This window comes from Patulibacter brassicae (assembly GCF_033949425.1).
GTDB lineage: Bacteria > Actinomycetota > Thermoleophilia > Solirubrobacterales > Solirubrobacteraceae > Patulibacter > Patulibacter brassicae.
In genome coordinates, this window is the sequence record NZ_JAXAVX010000014.1 from 24,676 (window position 1) to 38,496 (window position 13,821).

The 13,821-nt window shown below is 75.2% G+C and carries 15 protein-coding genes; 7 read left to right on the top strand and 8 right to left on the bottom strand.

Annotated elements, in window-relative coordinates:
• A complete protein-coding gene (locus tag SK069_RS17670; RefSeq protein WP_319955580.1) occupies positions 1 to 801 on the bottom strand; it encodes a GNAT family N-acetyltransferase in 801 nt (266 codons plus the stop codon).
• 71 nt (positions 802 to 872) lie between these two features.
• Here SK069_RS17670 and SK069_RS17675 point away from each other — a divergent pair, with 71 nt between their 5' ends.
• Together SK069_RS17675 and SK069_RS17680 are read left to right on the top strand one after the other, a co-directional pair.
• Positions 873 to 1,544, top strand: a complete 672-nt coding sequence (locus SK069_RS17675; RefSeq protein ID WP_319955581.1) for an SDR family oxidoreductase — start codon at positions 873 to 875, stop codon at positions 1,542 to 1,544.
• The gene (locus SK069_RS17680) at positions 1,537 to 2,295 is read left to right on the top strand and encodes a VOC family protein (protein ID WP_319955582.1); all 759 of its coding nucleotides are present in this window, start codon (positions 1,537 to 1,539) and stop codon (positions 2,293 to 2,295) included. Before SK069_RS17675 ends, SK069_RS17680 begins: the two co-directional genes overlap by 8 nt.
• A 76-nt stretch (positions 2,296 to 2,371) precedes the next feature.
• On the opposite strand, the gene SK069_RS17685 is transcribed toward SK069_RS17680, so the two are convergent.
• The 3 genes from SK069_RS17685 to SK069_RS17695 all read right to left on the bottom strand — a co-directional run bounded on the left by SK069_RS17685 (position 2,372) and on the right by SK069_RS17695 (position 5,652).
• On the bottom strand, positions 2,372 to 2,986 hold the full coding sequence (locus tag SK069_RS17685; protein WP_319955583.1) for a rhomboid family intramembrane serine protease: 615 nt from the start codon (positions 2,984 to 2,986) through the stop codon (positions 2,372 to 2,374).
• A 74-nt stretch (positions 2,987 to 3,060) separates the two neighbouring features.
• The gene (locus SK069_RS17690; RefSeq protein ID WP_319955584.1) at positions 3,061 to 4,176 is read right to left on the bottom strand and encodes a carboxylate-amine ligase; all 1,116 of its coding nucleotides are present in this window, start codon (positions 4,174 to 4,176) and stop codon (positions 3,061 to 3,063) included.
• A 138-nt stretch (positions 4,177 to 4,314) separates the two neighbouring features.
• A complete protein-coding gene (locus tag SK069_RS17695) occupies positions 4,315 to 5,652 on the bottom strand; it encodes an RtcB family protein (protein ID WP_319955585.1) in 1,338 nt (445 codons plus the stop codon).
• A gap of 177 nt (positions 5,653 to 5,829) precedes the next feature.
• On the opposite strand from SK069_RS17695, the gene SK069_RS17700 reads away from it, so the two are divergent.
• The 4 genes from SK069_RS17700 (at position 5,830) to SK069_RS17715 (ending at position 9,262) form a co-directional block, all read left to right on the top strand.
• Positions 5,830 to 5,979 carry a hypothetical protein gene (locus SK069_RS17700; RefSeq protein WP_319955586.1) on the top strand — a complete coding sequence of 50 codons (150 nt, stop codon included), beginning with the start codon at positions 5,830 to 5,832 and terminating at the stop codon, positions 5,977 to 5,979.
• A gap of 16 nt (positions 5,980 to 5,995) precedes the next feature.
• Positions 5,996 to 7,177 (top strand): hypothetical protein, encoded by a 1,182-nt coding sequence (locus tag SK069_RS17705; RefSeq protein ID WP_319955587.1) that lies wholly within the window; start codon positions 5,996 to 5,998, stop codon positions 7,175 to 7,177.
• A gap of 284 nt (positions 7,178 to 7,461) precedes the next feature.
• Positions 7,462 to 8,886, top strand: coding sequence for an ATP-binding protein (locus tag SK069_RS17710; protein ID WP_319955588.1), 1,425 nt, complete (start codon positions 7,462 to 7,464; stop codon positions 8,884 to 8,886).
• 43 nt (positions 8,887 to 8,929) lie between these two features.
• Complete coding sequence (locus SK069_RS17715; RefSeq protein WP_319955589.1) at positions 8,930 to 9,262, top strand: hypothetical protein; 333 nt, start codon at positions 8,930 to 8,932, stop codon at positions 9,260 to 9,262.
• 122 nt (positions 9,263 to 9,384) lie between these two features.
• On the opposite strand, the gene SK069_RS17720 is transcribed toward SK069_RS17715, so the two are convergent.
• On the bottom strand, positions 9,385 to 9,825 hold the full coding sequence (locus SK069_RS17720) for a nitroreductase family deazaflavin-dependent oxidoreductase (RefSeq protein WP_319955590.1): 441 nt from the start codon (positions 9,823 to 9,825) through the stop codon (positions 9,385 to 9,387).
• A 31-nt stretch (positions 9,826 to 9,856) separates the two neighbouring features.
• Entirely contained in the window at positions 9,857 to 10,045 is a 189-nt protein-coding gene (locus tag SK069_RS17725; RefSeq protein ID WP_319955591.1) for a hypothetical protein, read from the bottom strand.
• Positions 10,046 to 10,107: 62 nt separating this feature from the next.
• On the opposite strand from SK069_RS17725, the gene abc-f reads away from it, so the two are divergent.
• Positions 10,108 to 12,123, top strand: coding sequence for a ribosomal protection-like ABC-F family protein (gene abc-f / locus SK069_RS17730; RefSeq protein WP_319955592.1), 2,016 nt, complete (start codon positions 10,108 to 10,110; stop codon positions 12,121 to 12,123).
• On the opposite strand, the gene SK069_RS17735 is transcribed toward abc-f, so the two are convergent.
• Positions 12,093 to 12,824: a ferric reductase-like transmembrane domain-containing protein gene (locus tag SK069_RS17735; RefSeq protein ID WP_319955593.1), complete on the bottom strand. Its 732-nt coding sequence runs from the start codon at positions 12,822 to 12,824 to the stop codon at positions 12,093 to 12,095. The genes abc-f and SK069_RS17735 overlap by 31 nt on opposite strands.
• On the bottom strand, positions 12,821 to 13,819 hold the full coding sequence (locus tag SK069_RS17740; protein WP_319955594.1) for an FAD:protein FMN transferase: 999 nt from the start codon (positions 13,817 to 13,819) through the stop codon (positions 12,821 to 12,823). Before SK069_RS17740 ends, SK069_RS17735 begins: the two co-directional genes overlap by 4 nt.
• Positions 13,820 to 13,821 lie beyond the last annotated feature (2 nt).

The window sequence follows — 13,821 nt, forward strand, 5'->3', positions numbered from 1 at the left end:
TCAGTCCCCGGCGCGCACCGCGCTGACGGCGGGTCCGACGGGCACGAAGCCGAGCCGGCGGTACCAGCGCGCGGCCGGCGAGCCGGGGTCGCTGAGGAGCCCGACGGCGCCGACGCCGCGATCACGGGCGATCGCGGCCGCCGCGCCGACGATCGCGGTGCCGACCCCGGCGCGGCGGTGGTCGGGATGGGTCAGGACGTCGTCGAGCTCGACGTGCAGGCGCGCGAGGTGCAGGACCGCGGCCCCGACCGGCGTGCCCGCGCCGTCGCGAGCGAGGAGGTGCAGGGTCTGCGGGTCGCCTCCCGGCGACCACTGCGCAGCGACCTCCGTCCGCTCCGGCTCGGGCAGGTCGGCGCTGCCGGCGTGCCGGAGCCCGCGGGCCGCCTCGGGGTCCTCGACGGCGACCGCGACGCCCGGAGGCGCGGCGGCCTCGTCGGCGAGCGTCGCCGGATCGGCCACGAGGACCTCGAGCGCGGCCACCACGAGACCGGCGCGCGCGAGGGCGGGCGCGAGGGCGGGCACGTCGCCGTCGGCGCGCACGTCGACGGCGACGTGCGACAGACCGCGGCGGCGGTGGTGCTCCAGCACGTCGGCGACGACGGCGTCCGGTGCCATCCCGCCGGCGCCCGGGACGATCTGGGCGCGGTTCAGGGCCCAGACCCGCGACAGCGCGGGCGCATGGAGCATCCAGCCCCACGGCGTCCGCTCGACGGCGGGGGCGCGCTTGCGCACGGCGGCGGCCGCATGGCCCACGAGCAGCTGCCGCCACCGCTCGTCGCTGCGCTCGCCGACGGGTCGCACGACCGCCACGGTACCCGCGCTCCGCCTGCGGGCGACGCGGGACGGCGGACGCGGGGCGGTAGCGTCTCGGCATGGACATCGCCGTCGCCGGAGCCCACGGCCAGATCGCGCGTCGCCTCGTCCGCCTGCTCGCCGAGCGCGGCGACGTCGTCCGCGGCCTCATCCGCAACCCGGCGCACGCCGCCGACGTGCGCGCCGACGGCGGCCAGCCGGCGGTCTGCGACCTCGAGCGCTCGACGGTCGAGGAGGTCGCGCTGACGATCGAGGGCGCCGACGCGGTCGTGTTCGCCGCCGGGGCCGGGCCGGGCAGCGGCGTGGAGCGCAAGGCGACGATGGATCGCGACGGGGCGCTGCTGCTGCTCGAGGCCGCGATCGCGGCGCGGGTGCCCGAGTACGTGATGATCAGCGCGATGGGGACGGAGGAGCCGCCCGAGGGCGACGACGTCTTCAGCGTCTACCTGCGGGCCAAGGCCGACGCCGACCGCGGTCTGATGGAGAGCGATCGGCGCTGGACGATCGTGCGCCCCGGCGGGCTGACCGACGAGCCCGGGACCGGCCGCGTCGCCCTGGCGCGGCACCTGCCGCGAGGCGAGGTCCCGCGCGACGACGTCGCGGCGGTGACCGCCGCGATCCTCCACGACCACCGCACCGACGGCCGGATCTTCACCCTCACCGCGGGCGATCGGCCGATCGCCGACGCGCTCGAGGCGGCGATCACCGCCGACCCCCGCGACGATGGCTGAGCCCGGGCGCGCCACCATCGATCACGTCGGCCTGCGCGTCAGCGAGCTCGACGCCGCGCTGGCGGGCTACGAGGCGGTGGCGGTCGCGCTGGGGCACGCCCCGTTCACCGGCGACGACGCGTTCCGCTGGATCGAGGAGCTGACGCTCTCGCCGGTCGACGACGCGCACCCGGCCACGACCGGGGCGCACGTCGGCCTCGGTGCCGCCTCGCGGGAGGCGGTCGACGCGGCGTGGGAGGCGGGTCGCGCGGCGGGGCTGCAGGACGACGGCCCCCCGGGGGAGCGCGACTACGTCCCCGGCTACTACGGCGCGTTCCTGCGCGACGCCGACGGCAACAGCCTCGAGGCGGTCCACCACGAGGCGGTCCGCCCGCCGCGGGCCGGCGTCGTCGATCACGTCTGGGTCCGGGTGGCCGACCTCGCGAGGACGCGCGTGCCCTGGGCGGCCGCCGCGGCGGCGGTCGGCGCCGCGCTGGACGACCGGCCCGGCCGGCTGCGGCTGTGGCGCGGCCCGGGCAGCGGATCGGTCCACGCCGTCCGCGGCACGCCGACGCGCGGCCTGCACTTCGCGCTGACCGCGGCGGATCGGGCGACGGTGGACCGCTTCCACGCGGCGACGACCGCCGCCGGCGCGACGGACGACGGGGCGCCCGGCCTGCGACCCGTCTACCACCCCGGGTACTACGGGGCTTTCGTGCGCGATCCGGACGGCACGAGCCTCGAGGCCGTGCACCACGCCCCGCGCGCCTGACCGGCGTCCGCGGGGACGCCTCGGGAGTCCGTCGAGGGATCCGGGATCGCCGACCCCGGGATCGACGGACCCGCGCTCAGCGCGCGCTCGTCGCGCCCGTCCGGGACGGCCGCGTGTCGAGCAGGTAGGCGGCGAGGACGCCGCCGATCGCCCCGAAGAGGTGCGCCTGCCACGAGACGCCGTCGCGGGGCACGAGGCTCAGCAGCAGGGATCCGCCCCAGACGACGCCGACGACGACGCCGACCACGATCTGCAGCAGGCGCCGGCTGAAGATGCCGCGCGCGAGCAGGTAGGTCGCGTACCCCAGCACGATCCCGCTGGCGCCGACGGTGATCGAGTTGTCCGGGGCGGTGAGCCACGTGCCGACGCCGGCCACGAGGCCGACGATCACCGTCACGAGCACGACCCGGGCCGCGCCGGACAGCGCGATCACGCCGCCCATGATGAGGAACGGGAACGTGTTGCCGATGAGGTGCCCGAAGCTGCCGTGCAGGAACGGGCTGAAGAGGATCCCGTCCAGTCCGTCGACGGCGCGCGGCCGGATCCCGAACCGGTCGAGGTCGTCGCCCGTGGCCTGGTCGATGATCTCGACGAGCCACATCAACGCGGACATCGCGCCGACGATCAGGAGGCCGGTCTGGCGATCGTCGCGCTTGGAGGGCGCCTGCTGGGGGCCGCCGGTCGTGCTCATCGCCGCCGATCGTCGCGCATCGAGCGGCGGGGCGCCACCGGGAACCGTCGCGCGGACGCCGAGGCGGGCCCCGCTCAGCGGCCGACGGTCGTGGCGACGATCTCCTGCATGACCTCGCGCAGGTCGTGGTTCGTGTCGTGCACGAGGATCTGGCGGTCGGCGCCGGTGCCGCGGGCCAGGATGTCCGAGATGCCCTCCAGGGCGTCCTCGGAGCCGAGCTCCTGGGCGTGCTCGCGCAGCCGGTCCAGCAGCCGCTGGGCGAGCTCCTTCGTCGCCACGCGATCGGACGAGGGCAGGTCGACGAGCTCGCCCTCCATGCCGTGGATCGCCGCGAGGTACTTGTTCTCGTCGAGGATCTGCCACGGGTAGTCGCCGAGCTGCGCATCCGCCTCGTAGTGCGCCGCCAGCTCGTGGACCATCGCCTGGATCAGCGCCGCGAGCGCCACGGTGTGCTCGACGCGCGTCTGCCCGTCGCAGACGCGGACCTCGACCGTGCCGAGCTTCGGCTGCGGCCGGACGTCGTGCCAGACGTAGGTCGGGTCGCTCATCACGCCGGACCGCATGAGGAACTCGACGTCCTGCTCGTACCGGTCCCAGCTGCCGTAGGCCTGGGGCACGCCGATCCGCGGGAACGCCCGGAAGACCGGGGTCCGGCTCGACATGAGGCCGGTGCGGTCACCCCGCCAGAACGGCGAGTTCGCGCTGAGCGCCAGGAGGATCGGCAGGTGGACCCGCATCCCGTCGACGACGTGGATCGCGACGTCCGGGTCGTCGATGCCGACGTGCACGTGGAGGCCGAACAGGAGCTCCTGGCGGGCGACGAAGCGCAGCTCGCGGACGAGGTCGCGGTAGCGGTCGCGGGCGGCGATCCGCTGGTCCTCCCAGAGCGCGAACGGGTGGGTCCCCGCCGAGCCGATCGTCAGGCCGTGCTCGCCCGCGACGCTCGCGACGTGGCTGCGCAGGGTCCGCAGCTGGGCGGCCGCGTCCGTCGTGGTCGCGCAGGGCTCGGTGGCGATCTCCAGCACCGACTCCATGAGCTCGGGCTTGACCTCGCCGACGGGCGCCTCGCCGAGGAGGCGCTCGATGGCGTTGACCAGCCCGTAGCCGTCGGGGTCGACGATCATGAGCTCCTCCTCGATGCCGATCGAGAAGGGCGTGCGTCCCTCGGCCGCGCGGAAGGCGTGCTCCATGCGGCGGAAGGCTGCCACACCGGGCCGTCGCCTCCAGGGTGATGGCGCACGTCCCCGCCGGGTCGGGGGCGGACACGGCGGTTGCCGCAGCCGTCCCGGCGGCCGTGCGGACGGGCCGCTCCTCGCCCGTCCGCCCGATCAGTCCTTGAACGGATCGACGGTGTCGGCGGGGGCCATCGCCACGCCGATCGGCGTCAGCCGGTGCAGGACCTCGATCGTGTCGGCGTGCGCCGCCAGGACGTGGTCCAGCCGCTTGTACGCCGCCGGGGCCTCGTCGGCGGCGCCGCCCCGCAGCTCGATCCCGCCGCCCGCGAGCTCGGCCTGGACGGCGGCGAAGTCGATCGCCCCCGTCCGGACGCGGCCCCGGCGCTTCACCATCCGCCCGTCGGGGTGGTCCGGGCAGCAGGTGAAGCGGTCGTTCTGCGTCAGGCCCGCGCGCTCGCGCGCGTCGCGGAACGCGCCCATGGAGACCCAGAACGGGCAGTCCCGCGCCGAGCACTCCATCCGGTTGGCGAGCCGGCCCGCCGCCTGCGTGCGGGACATCACTCGGCCCGCCCCGTGGACCGTCGACGCCAGCAGCGCGTCGGTCCCGACGCCCTCCCGGCCGCGGAGGATCACCGACGGCTCGCCCATCGTCGCGCCGACGAACCCCTCCTGGCCCGGGAACGCCGGGGTGCAGCCCTTGCGGACGACCCAGGCGTCGACGCCGTGGTGGCGCTCGCGCCACGCGTAGTTGTGATGGTTGTGGACCTCGTGCGTCGCCCGCGCCCCGAGGATCTCGAGGACCTTGTCGACGATGACGTCGCGCCCCGCGTACGCGTAGGCGCCTGCGAGCTCCATCGCCGCGACGTACGCCTGACCGATCTCGGAGTCGTCGGGCAGGAGCGTCGGCGGCGCGTCCATCTCGCCGTCCGGCGCACGGTCCGTGAAGGACCCGCCCGCCGCCATCGAGAGGAACCCCGACGCCGTGCGGTGACCGAACCCCCGCGAGCCGAAGTGGACGCCGACCCAGGCGAACCCGTCGTCGCCCGCGAAGAGGTCGACGTAGTGGTTGCCCGCGCCGACCGTGCCGAGCTGCTTGCGCGCGGACGGCAGGAGCGCCCGCTGGGGCCGGAACGCGGCGTCGGCGATCGCGTCGAGCACCGGGTGGTCGACCGGCTCGTCGTTCTTGCGGCCGACACCGAACGAGATCCGGGCGAAGACCTCGTCCATGACCTTCGGCAGGAGCGGCAGCAGGTCGTCCGTCCGGACGTCGGTCCGCACGGCCTTGTTGCCGCAGCCGATGTCGTAGCCGACGCCGGACGGCGACACGTGGTCGGGGTAGGCGATCGCGCCGCCGATCGGCTGCGAGTAGCCGACGTGGCCGTCGGCGCACAGCACGCCGGCGACCGCGTCACCGGCCCGAGCGCAGCGCTCCAGCTGCGCGACGGCCCGGTCGTCGACGTCCCCGCGGACGGTGATCGGGATCTCGTTCATGCCCCGAGCATCGCCGGTGGCCGGCCCTCGCGGAACGCCGGGAGCGCGCCGGCCGAGGGTTCGATTCGCGCCAGGTCGGTTCGAGCCCGCCCGACCCGCGGAGGGTTCGAACCCTTCGGGCGGGAACCCCCACGGGGTTTGCGGAGCCGGCGCGCGATCACTAGGGTCCTTCGGGTCATGTTCTCGACCTGGCAGAGCCACACGCGCTGCAGCGACGCCCCGACGGGCGCCGCCGCCATCGCGTTCGCCCTGGCCGGGGGCATGCAGCTCGACGCGCGACCGCGACCCGAGCACCGGCACCCCATCACGTTCACGCACACCGTCTAAGCGGAAGGACCATCGAATGGCTCCCGCGACGGTCGCGGGGGTCACGGTCCGGACGGTTCCGTCTCAGACGACGGGGCGCACCCGGGTTGCGTGGAACCGCGACTCGATCATCAACGCGATCCAGGAGTGGGTCGCCACATACGACGAGCCGCCCCGTGCGGCCGACTGGAACCCGTCCTCGGCCAAGTGGTCCGGCCAGACGTGGCGCGTGGAGCGCTACCGCGACGGCCGGGCCGACGGCACGCCGTGGCCGTCGCTGAACGCCGCGAAGCGGCCGTTCGGCGGCTCGCTGGCCGAGGCGATCCGGGCCGCGGGGTTCGAGCCCGCCAAGCCGGGGCCGCGGCGTCGCAGCGACGTCGAGCCCGCGCAGGTCGACCGGTTGCAGATGCCGCCGGAGGTCCGCGTGCTGCTCGACGCCGCGCTCGCCGCGGCCCGGGACGCCGAGCGGCAGTCCTCGACGCTCCAGGACCGGCTGGACCGCGCGCACGACCGCGCGGTGCGGCTGGCCGAGGAGCGCGACGACGCACGCCGGCGGGCCGGGGCGCGCGAGGCACGCGAGCGGGTCGCCCAGGACGGCGCGCTGGAGCGGGCCGCGCGGGACCTCCGCCGGGCCGAGGCCCGGATGGAGGCCGCGCGGGCCGAGGCGGCCGAGTCCCGGACGGCGAGCGAGGCCCTGCGCACGCGGCTGGCACGGGCGGAGTCCTCCGTCGGCGACCTGCGTCGCGAGCGGCGCGAGCTGCGGGCGCAGCTCGACGAGGCGACGGCCGAGGCCGGCGCGCTCGACGAGCTGCTGCGCGCTGCGCGCGCCGACGCCGAGCGGGTCTCGCGGTCGGCGGCCGTCGCCCGGTCGCCGGCGAGCGCGGGGGAGGCCCAGGCCTCCGCCGCGGCCGCGATCGCGGTGCGCGACGCGCTGGCCGAGGCCGCGCAGGCGCGTCGGGATGCGGCCGCCGCCGAGGAGCGGGCCGCCGCCGCGGAACGCGAGCTGCGCGAGACGGTCGCCGCCGTCCGGGGCGAGCCCCGCCGCCTGACCCGGGACGAGCTGGACCAGTTGCGGGCGGAGAGCCCCGCAGGCCCGGTCGTCCTGGCGGAGGCGCTCGCGGCGCTCACGTCGGCCCGGCGCTCGGCCAACCCGCACCAGCTGCGGGGGGCCCTGCGCCAGGTCGCCGAGGCGGCGGTCGGCTGGCGCGAGCGGCTCTGAGGAACCGGCGCCGCGGGGGCCCCTTCCCTGAAGGGAGCCCCCGCGGCGAGCTCCTTGCGGGAGTGCGGTCCGCCAGACGAGGGCGTGCTCGCTCGTCGGCGTCGAGGTCACTGCTTCTACGGAGGCCGCGTTCGTTCCGACGCGACGATCGCGGATCAGCGTCGACCTGCCAACTCGTTCGGTGAAGACCCTGGTTTCGTGGTCTTCATCGCGCGAGATCTGATCCGACCTCCCCTTTAGACAAAACATTTTGGAAGAAATGATTTTTCGGGCATAGTTGACCTATGTCGACGTTTCTTGGGCGCACCGAAGAGCTTGCGACCCTGACCGCCGAGCTCGACGCGATCCGCGAGGACGGCCTGGGACGGTTCATCTGGGTTCACGGTCGACGGCGGGTCGGCAAGTCGCGGCTCGTGCAGGAGCTGTGCAGTCGCGCGGGCGTCCCGTACTGCTTCTTCCAAGCGCCCGAGCGTGGCCGCGAGGCGGCGCTGGCTGACTTCGTCGACGCCGTCTCCGCCTCGACCTTGCCCGACGCCGCGCTGGTAGAGGGCACGAGCTTCGCTCGCTGGGATGCGGCGCTGATCGCCGCGACGCGGGGCGCCACGGCCGAGGCACCGGTCGTGGTCGTGCTCGACGAGTTGCCGTATCTCGCGGCGGCCGACGACGGGTTCGCGGCCGATCTGCAGCGGGCCTGGGACCGGGCGCTCGAGAGCCTCCCGGTGCTCCTCGTCGCCATCGGCTCGGACGTCCGGATGATGGAGGAGCTCGTGCGAGCCCACGCGCCGCTGCACGGGCGTCCGACGCGCCTGCTCCGGGTCGCGCCGCTCGACCCGCGAACGGTCGCCGCGCTCGTCGGTGCCGGTGACGCCCGCGACGCCTTGGAGCGCTACCTCGTCGTCGGCGGTCTTCCGGCGCTCGCCGCTGCCTGGCGCGGTGCCCGGACACGTCGAGACTTCCTCCGCGACGCGCTGCAAGACGACCAGACGCCGTTCGTCGTCCAAGCGGTGTGGTTGCTGGACGGCGAGCTCGCGTCGTCCCCGGCGGCCCGGCGCGTGATCGAGACGATCGGCGCGGGCGAGACGGCATTCACCCGGATCGTGCAACGCAGCGGCGTCTCGCAGAGCGGCGTCATGAAGGCGCTCGAGCTGCTCGTCGACCGCAAGGGTCTCGTCGAGCGACGATCGCCGCTGGCGGTTCCGCCCCCGGGGAAGAGCGCGAAGTACGTCGTGGCCGACCCGTACCTGCGCTTCTGGCTGCGATTCGTACGGCCGCACCTCGCGGAGATCACGCGTGGACTGGGCCGGACGGTGGTCGACCGGATCGAGGGCGACTGGTCGTCCTACGCTGGTCGGGCGATCGAGCCGCTCGTCCGCGAGGCGGTCGAGCGGCTCGCGACAGCAGGCAGCCGGTCGATCCTGGAGGGGACCGCCGCGGTCGGGGGTTGGTGGCGCCGCGACCACCGGGACGAGGTCGACCTCGTGGGTGCAGACGCCGGCGACCGACCGTCGGCGATCACGTTCGTCGGGTCGGTGAAGTGGCGCACTGCCAGGCCGTTCGACCGCGAGGACGCTCGGGCGCTCGTCGCGGCGCGCCAGCTCGTCCCTGGGGCTACGCGTGCGTCGCTGGTGGCCGTCTCCGCTTCGGGATTCGGCGAGCAGTTGGGCATCGACGAACGGTTCACCGCCGAGGACCTCCTCGACGCCTGGTGACACGTCGTGCCCGCCGGTTCGGCTCCAGCACCTCGTCGATCCGGTGGCGCAGCCCGTCCGGGTCGGTCGCGGGATACCGGAAGAGTCGCTCGAGCGCCTCGGCGTAGAGCGCTCGGGCTCGCGCCGGGACGACCAGGCCATCGGCGATCGTCGAGCGGAGGTCGGCCGCATCGGCGTCGATCCGCGACAGCGCCTGGGGGTACGGTTCCATACGGCGGCTCGTTACGGAGCCCTCGCGGAGGGCGAACGGTCCGGCTTCTACGAAGAGGCCGCTTTGCGACCAGAGGCACGGCTCGCGAATCGCGCCTGTGATTTGCAGGAGTTTCGCACGCCGTGGCGAGAGGTCCCGATCGTCGACGCGATTGAGCCGGCTTGAACCGCGCTTCGAACGGGAGAACCAGGCGGGGAGCAGGGAGAACGCTGGCGCGAGCGTCCCCGGATGTTGGTGCACCACCTGACCGCTCGCGACGTGCTCTCGCGCGGGATCCGCCGTGCCCCTCACATCGCCAGCGACCGCAGGCGGAAGGCCGGGTGCCGGTCCGCCTCGGCGGCGAACGCCTCGGGCGGATCGGTTGGCCGCGCATCGAAGAACGGGCGCGTGACGGCGACCTCCTGCGCGTAGGCGCGCAGGATCGCGCCGGACTCGCCGGCGGGCAGCGGTTCGAGCCCGAGCGTCTCCCGTCGCCGGCCCCGGGCGAGCTCGACCTCGCCGGCGGCGCGGGCGTTGCGGACCCACGCGACCTCGCCGTAGGGCGCCACGAGGTACTGCTGCCCGTCGCGCTCCACGAGCGTCACCGGGGTCGTGTACCGCTTGCCGGTGCGCCGCCCGACGACGGTCAGCAGCCAGGTGCGGGGCGGGCCGACGCCGACCCGCAGCCCCGTGCGGACCAGCGCGTTGAGCGCCCGACGGGCGGGGGAGAGGCGGTACGTGCGGGCCATCGGAGGATCCTGACCGGGCGCGTCCCAGGGCTCATCCGTGCTGGCCCGCAGGCGCCGGGGGGTCGGCGACGGACGCCGCCTCCCGGTCGAGCTCGGCGACGACGTCCGGCGGCGGCCGGCGGCAACCGCATGCGGCGGCGTGCTCGCGGTGCCACGCGACGCGCTGCTCCCAGGTCGCGCGGGGCGGCATCGGGTGGGCGGCGTGCCAGTCGCGGTTCACGCCACCAGTGTCGTGGGAGGCGCCGGAGCGAGCAAGCGGCCCGTACCATCGGACGTCGACCCATGGCCGTCCTCATCGCCTCCGACCTGCAGAAGGACATCAACGGCAACCCGCTGTGGCAGGGGCTGTCGTTCAAGCTCGAGCGCCGCGACCGGATGACGCTCTCCGGCCGCAACGGCGCGGGCAAGACGACGCTGCTGCGGATCCTCGCGGGGCAGACGAACCCCGACGGCGGCGGGCTCTCGTTCGAGAAGAACGCGCGGGTGATCCTCCACGACCAGCGCCCGCCGCGGGAGCAGGGGATCACGCTCCAGGAGTACGTCACCTCCGGCCGCCAGGACCTCGTCGAGCTCGAGCTGACCCTGCGGGAGCTCGAGCAGCGGATGGCCGACGGGGACATGGACGTCTTCGACGCCTACTCGAAGGCCCAGACGGAGCTCGAGGCGCTCGGCGGCTACCGCTGGCGCGACGAGGCGCTGGACATCGTCCGCGGCCTCGGCTTCACCGACGCGGACCTCGACCGCAACCTCGAGACGTTCTCCGGCGGGCAGCTCACGCGTGCCTCGCTGGCCCGCGCGCTGGCGGCGAAGCCCGACCTGCTGCTGCTCGACGAGCCGACGAACCACCTCGACCTCGAGTCGCTCGAGTGGCTCGAGAAGACGCTCGTCACGTACGACTCGGCGATCGTCCTCGTCGCCCACGACCGCTGGTTCCTCGAGGCCGTCGGCACGTCGGTGCTCGAGATCGAGGCCGGACGCGGCCGGTTCTTCAAGGGCACCTGGCACCAGTGGCGCAAGGAGCAGGCGGCCCGCGAGATCGCGCTCGGCAAGGCGATCGCCAAGCAGGAGGCCCAGATCGCGCGGATGGAGGACTTCGTCCGCCGCTTCTCCGCGAAGGCGACGAAGGCCCGCCAGGCGCAGTCGCGGGTCAAGCAGCTCAGCAAGATCGAGCGGATCAGCCGCGATCCGACCGACGACCGCACGATGGGCTTCCAGTTCAAGAAGCCCGAGCGCGCCGGGAAGATCATCTTCGAGCTCGAGCAGGGCCGGATCGAGGTGCCGCCGCCGCGCGAGGTCGCCGACCCGAACACCGGTGCTCGGACGATGGTCTCCGCCCCCGACGCGCGCGTCCTGCTGGAGGCCGCCGAGCTCTGGCTCGAGCGCGGCGAGCACGTGAACCTCGTCGGTCCCAACGGCGTCGGCAAGACGACGCTCATCGAGACCCTCGCGGGCCGCCGGCCGCTCGCCGACGGCACGATCCGGACGGGGCACAACGTCCAGATCGGCTACCTCTCCCAGCACGGCGAGGAGCTGCACTTCCCCGGGGCACGCACGGTGATCGAGGCGTGCATAAAGGCGACGGGGCTGAAGCCGAACGAGGCGCGCTCGCTGCTGGGCAAGTTCCTCTTCTCGGGCGAGGACGCCGAGAAGGAGCTCGACGGGCTCTCCGGCGGCGAGCACAAGCGCCTCGGGCTGGCGGTCCTCGTCGCCTCGGGGGCGAACGTCCTGATCCTCGACGAGCCGACGAACCACCTCGACATCGAGTCGCGCGAGGCGCTCGAGGCGGCCCTGGAGTCCTACGAGGGCTCGATGATCATGATCAGCCACGACCGCGCCCTGCTCGAGGCGATCGGGACGCGGACCGTGGCGGTCGAGGACGGCGAGCTGCACAACTACCTCGGCGGCTGGCAGGAGTACGTCGAGGTCCGCGAGGAGCGCCAGGCGCTCGAGCGCGCCGCGAAGGAGGCCGCGAAGGCCGCGGGCACGGCGGCGCCGTCCCGGGGGACGGCATCGGGCGGCAGCACGCGCGAGGAGCGCCCGGCGGCCGGCGGTGGGAAGGCCTCCGCCCCGACGACCGCACCGGCCAAGCCGCTGTCGAAGAACCGCCGGCGCGAGATCGAGAAGGCCGAGGAGCGGATCGAGCGGGCCGAGCAGGCGCTCTCGGCGCTCGAGGAGGAGCTCGCCGCCCCCGACGCCTGGGCGACCCCCGAGGCCTCGGCGAAGAACGAGCGGCGGCTCGGCGACGCGCAGGCGAAGGTCGCCGAGCTCTACGACCGGCTCGAGCAGCTCTCCGCCTGACGCGAACCGCGGGCCGGCGGGCGGCCCTCGAGCCAGAGCGGGTCGCGGCGGGGGCGCGCGGCGACGGCCCGCTCGCCTACGGACGCGTCGCGTCGCGTCGGTCCCGGCCGGCGGGGCGCCGGGCGCGCGGACGGCGGCTGCGTCGCCCGGCGGGCGCGGACCGCGGCGAGGACCACCGCGACCGCGGTGCCGCCCAGCACCGGCAGCAGGAGCCAGGCGCTGCGTCCGTCGGTGCCCGACCCGATCGCGTGGCCGACCGCGAGCAGGAACGCCACCGTCGTGCACCGGTGGATGCTGCGCCACCGCGTCGCTCCGATCCGCTTGCGCAGGTAGAAGCTCGGCCCGAGCAGCAGCACGCCGTACCCCGCGATCTGGCCGAACCCGGTCCAGACGGGCGCGTGGTCGACGGCGAAGGGCACGAGCACCTCGACGACGCTCGGCCGCAGCCAGCCGTCGAACAGCAGCGCGAGGACGTGGACGGCGAGCGCGCCGATCGCCGCGACGGCGAGCATCTCGTGCACGACCCCGACCTGCTGGCGCAGGTGCGGACGGCGTCGCAGCAGCCCCCCGGCCGAGGCAAGGCCGAGCCAGACGGTGAGGGTCAGCGCGACGAGCGCGGCGACGCCCGCGGCTCGCGCCGTGAGCCAGGCGGCGTACGCGGTCGGGTCGCGCTGGGCGACGGCGGCCACCACGGGGCTCACGCGGACCACCGCCACGCGCCGGCGCGGTCGGTGGCGTGGCGCAGGACCACCCCGTGCTCGTCGACGGCGAGACCGCCGCGCGGCGCCAGGGCATCGACCGCTGCGGGGCCGCGCAGCAGGGTGGCGCCGGCGAGGATCTCGGCCTCCTCCGCCGTCGGCGCGAGCGCCGTCACCGTCAGCAGGCCGGTCCAGGCCGAGCGCCCGGACGACGGGTCGATGAGGTGGTGGGCCGGTCGGCCGTCGGGTCGGCGCCAGATCCGGCGGTCGATCCCGGACGTCGCGATCGCCCCGCCCGAGAGGAGGACCCGACCGACCGGGCCGCCGAGCGGTCCGGCGACGTCGACGGCGAACGGCCGCGTCCGCGCGCCGGGCCCGCCGACGCGCAGGTCGCCGCCGAGGTCGACGGCCCAGCGGGCGAACGGGTGCAGGAGCGCCGCGGCGCGGTCCGCGAGCCAGCCCTTCGCGGTCGCGCCGACGTCGAGCTGCACGCCGACGGGCCGGGTGACGGTGCGCTCCCGGCGTCCGAGGCGCACGGACCGCCAACGGCCGTCGTGCGCCGGTGCCGCCGGTCGGCGCGTCGGCGCGTCCCGCAGCGCGGCGAGCAGCCCGGCGGGGCGGGCGTCGCGGCGGCTCTCGGCGTACCCCTCCGCGACGAGGGCGGGCAGGACGGTCGGGTCGAGCAGACCTTCCGTCCGCGCGGTGGCGGCCTGTGCGGCGCCCAACGCGTCGAGGACGAGAGGGTGCACGACGACGGTCTCCTCGCGCGCGCGGTTCAGCAGCATGAGGTCGCTGTCGGGAGCGAAGCGCGTCAGGCGGCGCTGGGCCTCGGCGACGAGGTCGCGCACGGCAGCGACGGCCGCGCCCGGATCCGGGCCGGACGACGGGCTCTCGACCACGACCCGGCAGGCCGTGCCGAGGGCCCGGAACGTCGATGCGGCGCGGAGCGGCGGCGCCGGGGCGTCGCGGGTGCCGGCGGGGAAGCGGAGGCTCGGCACGG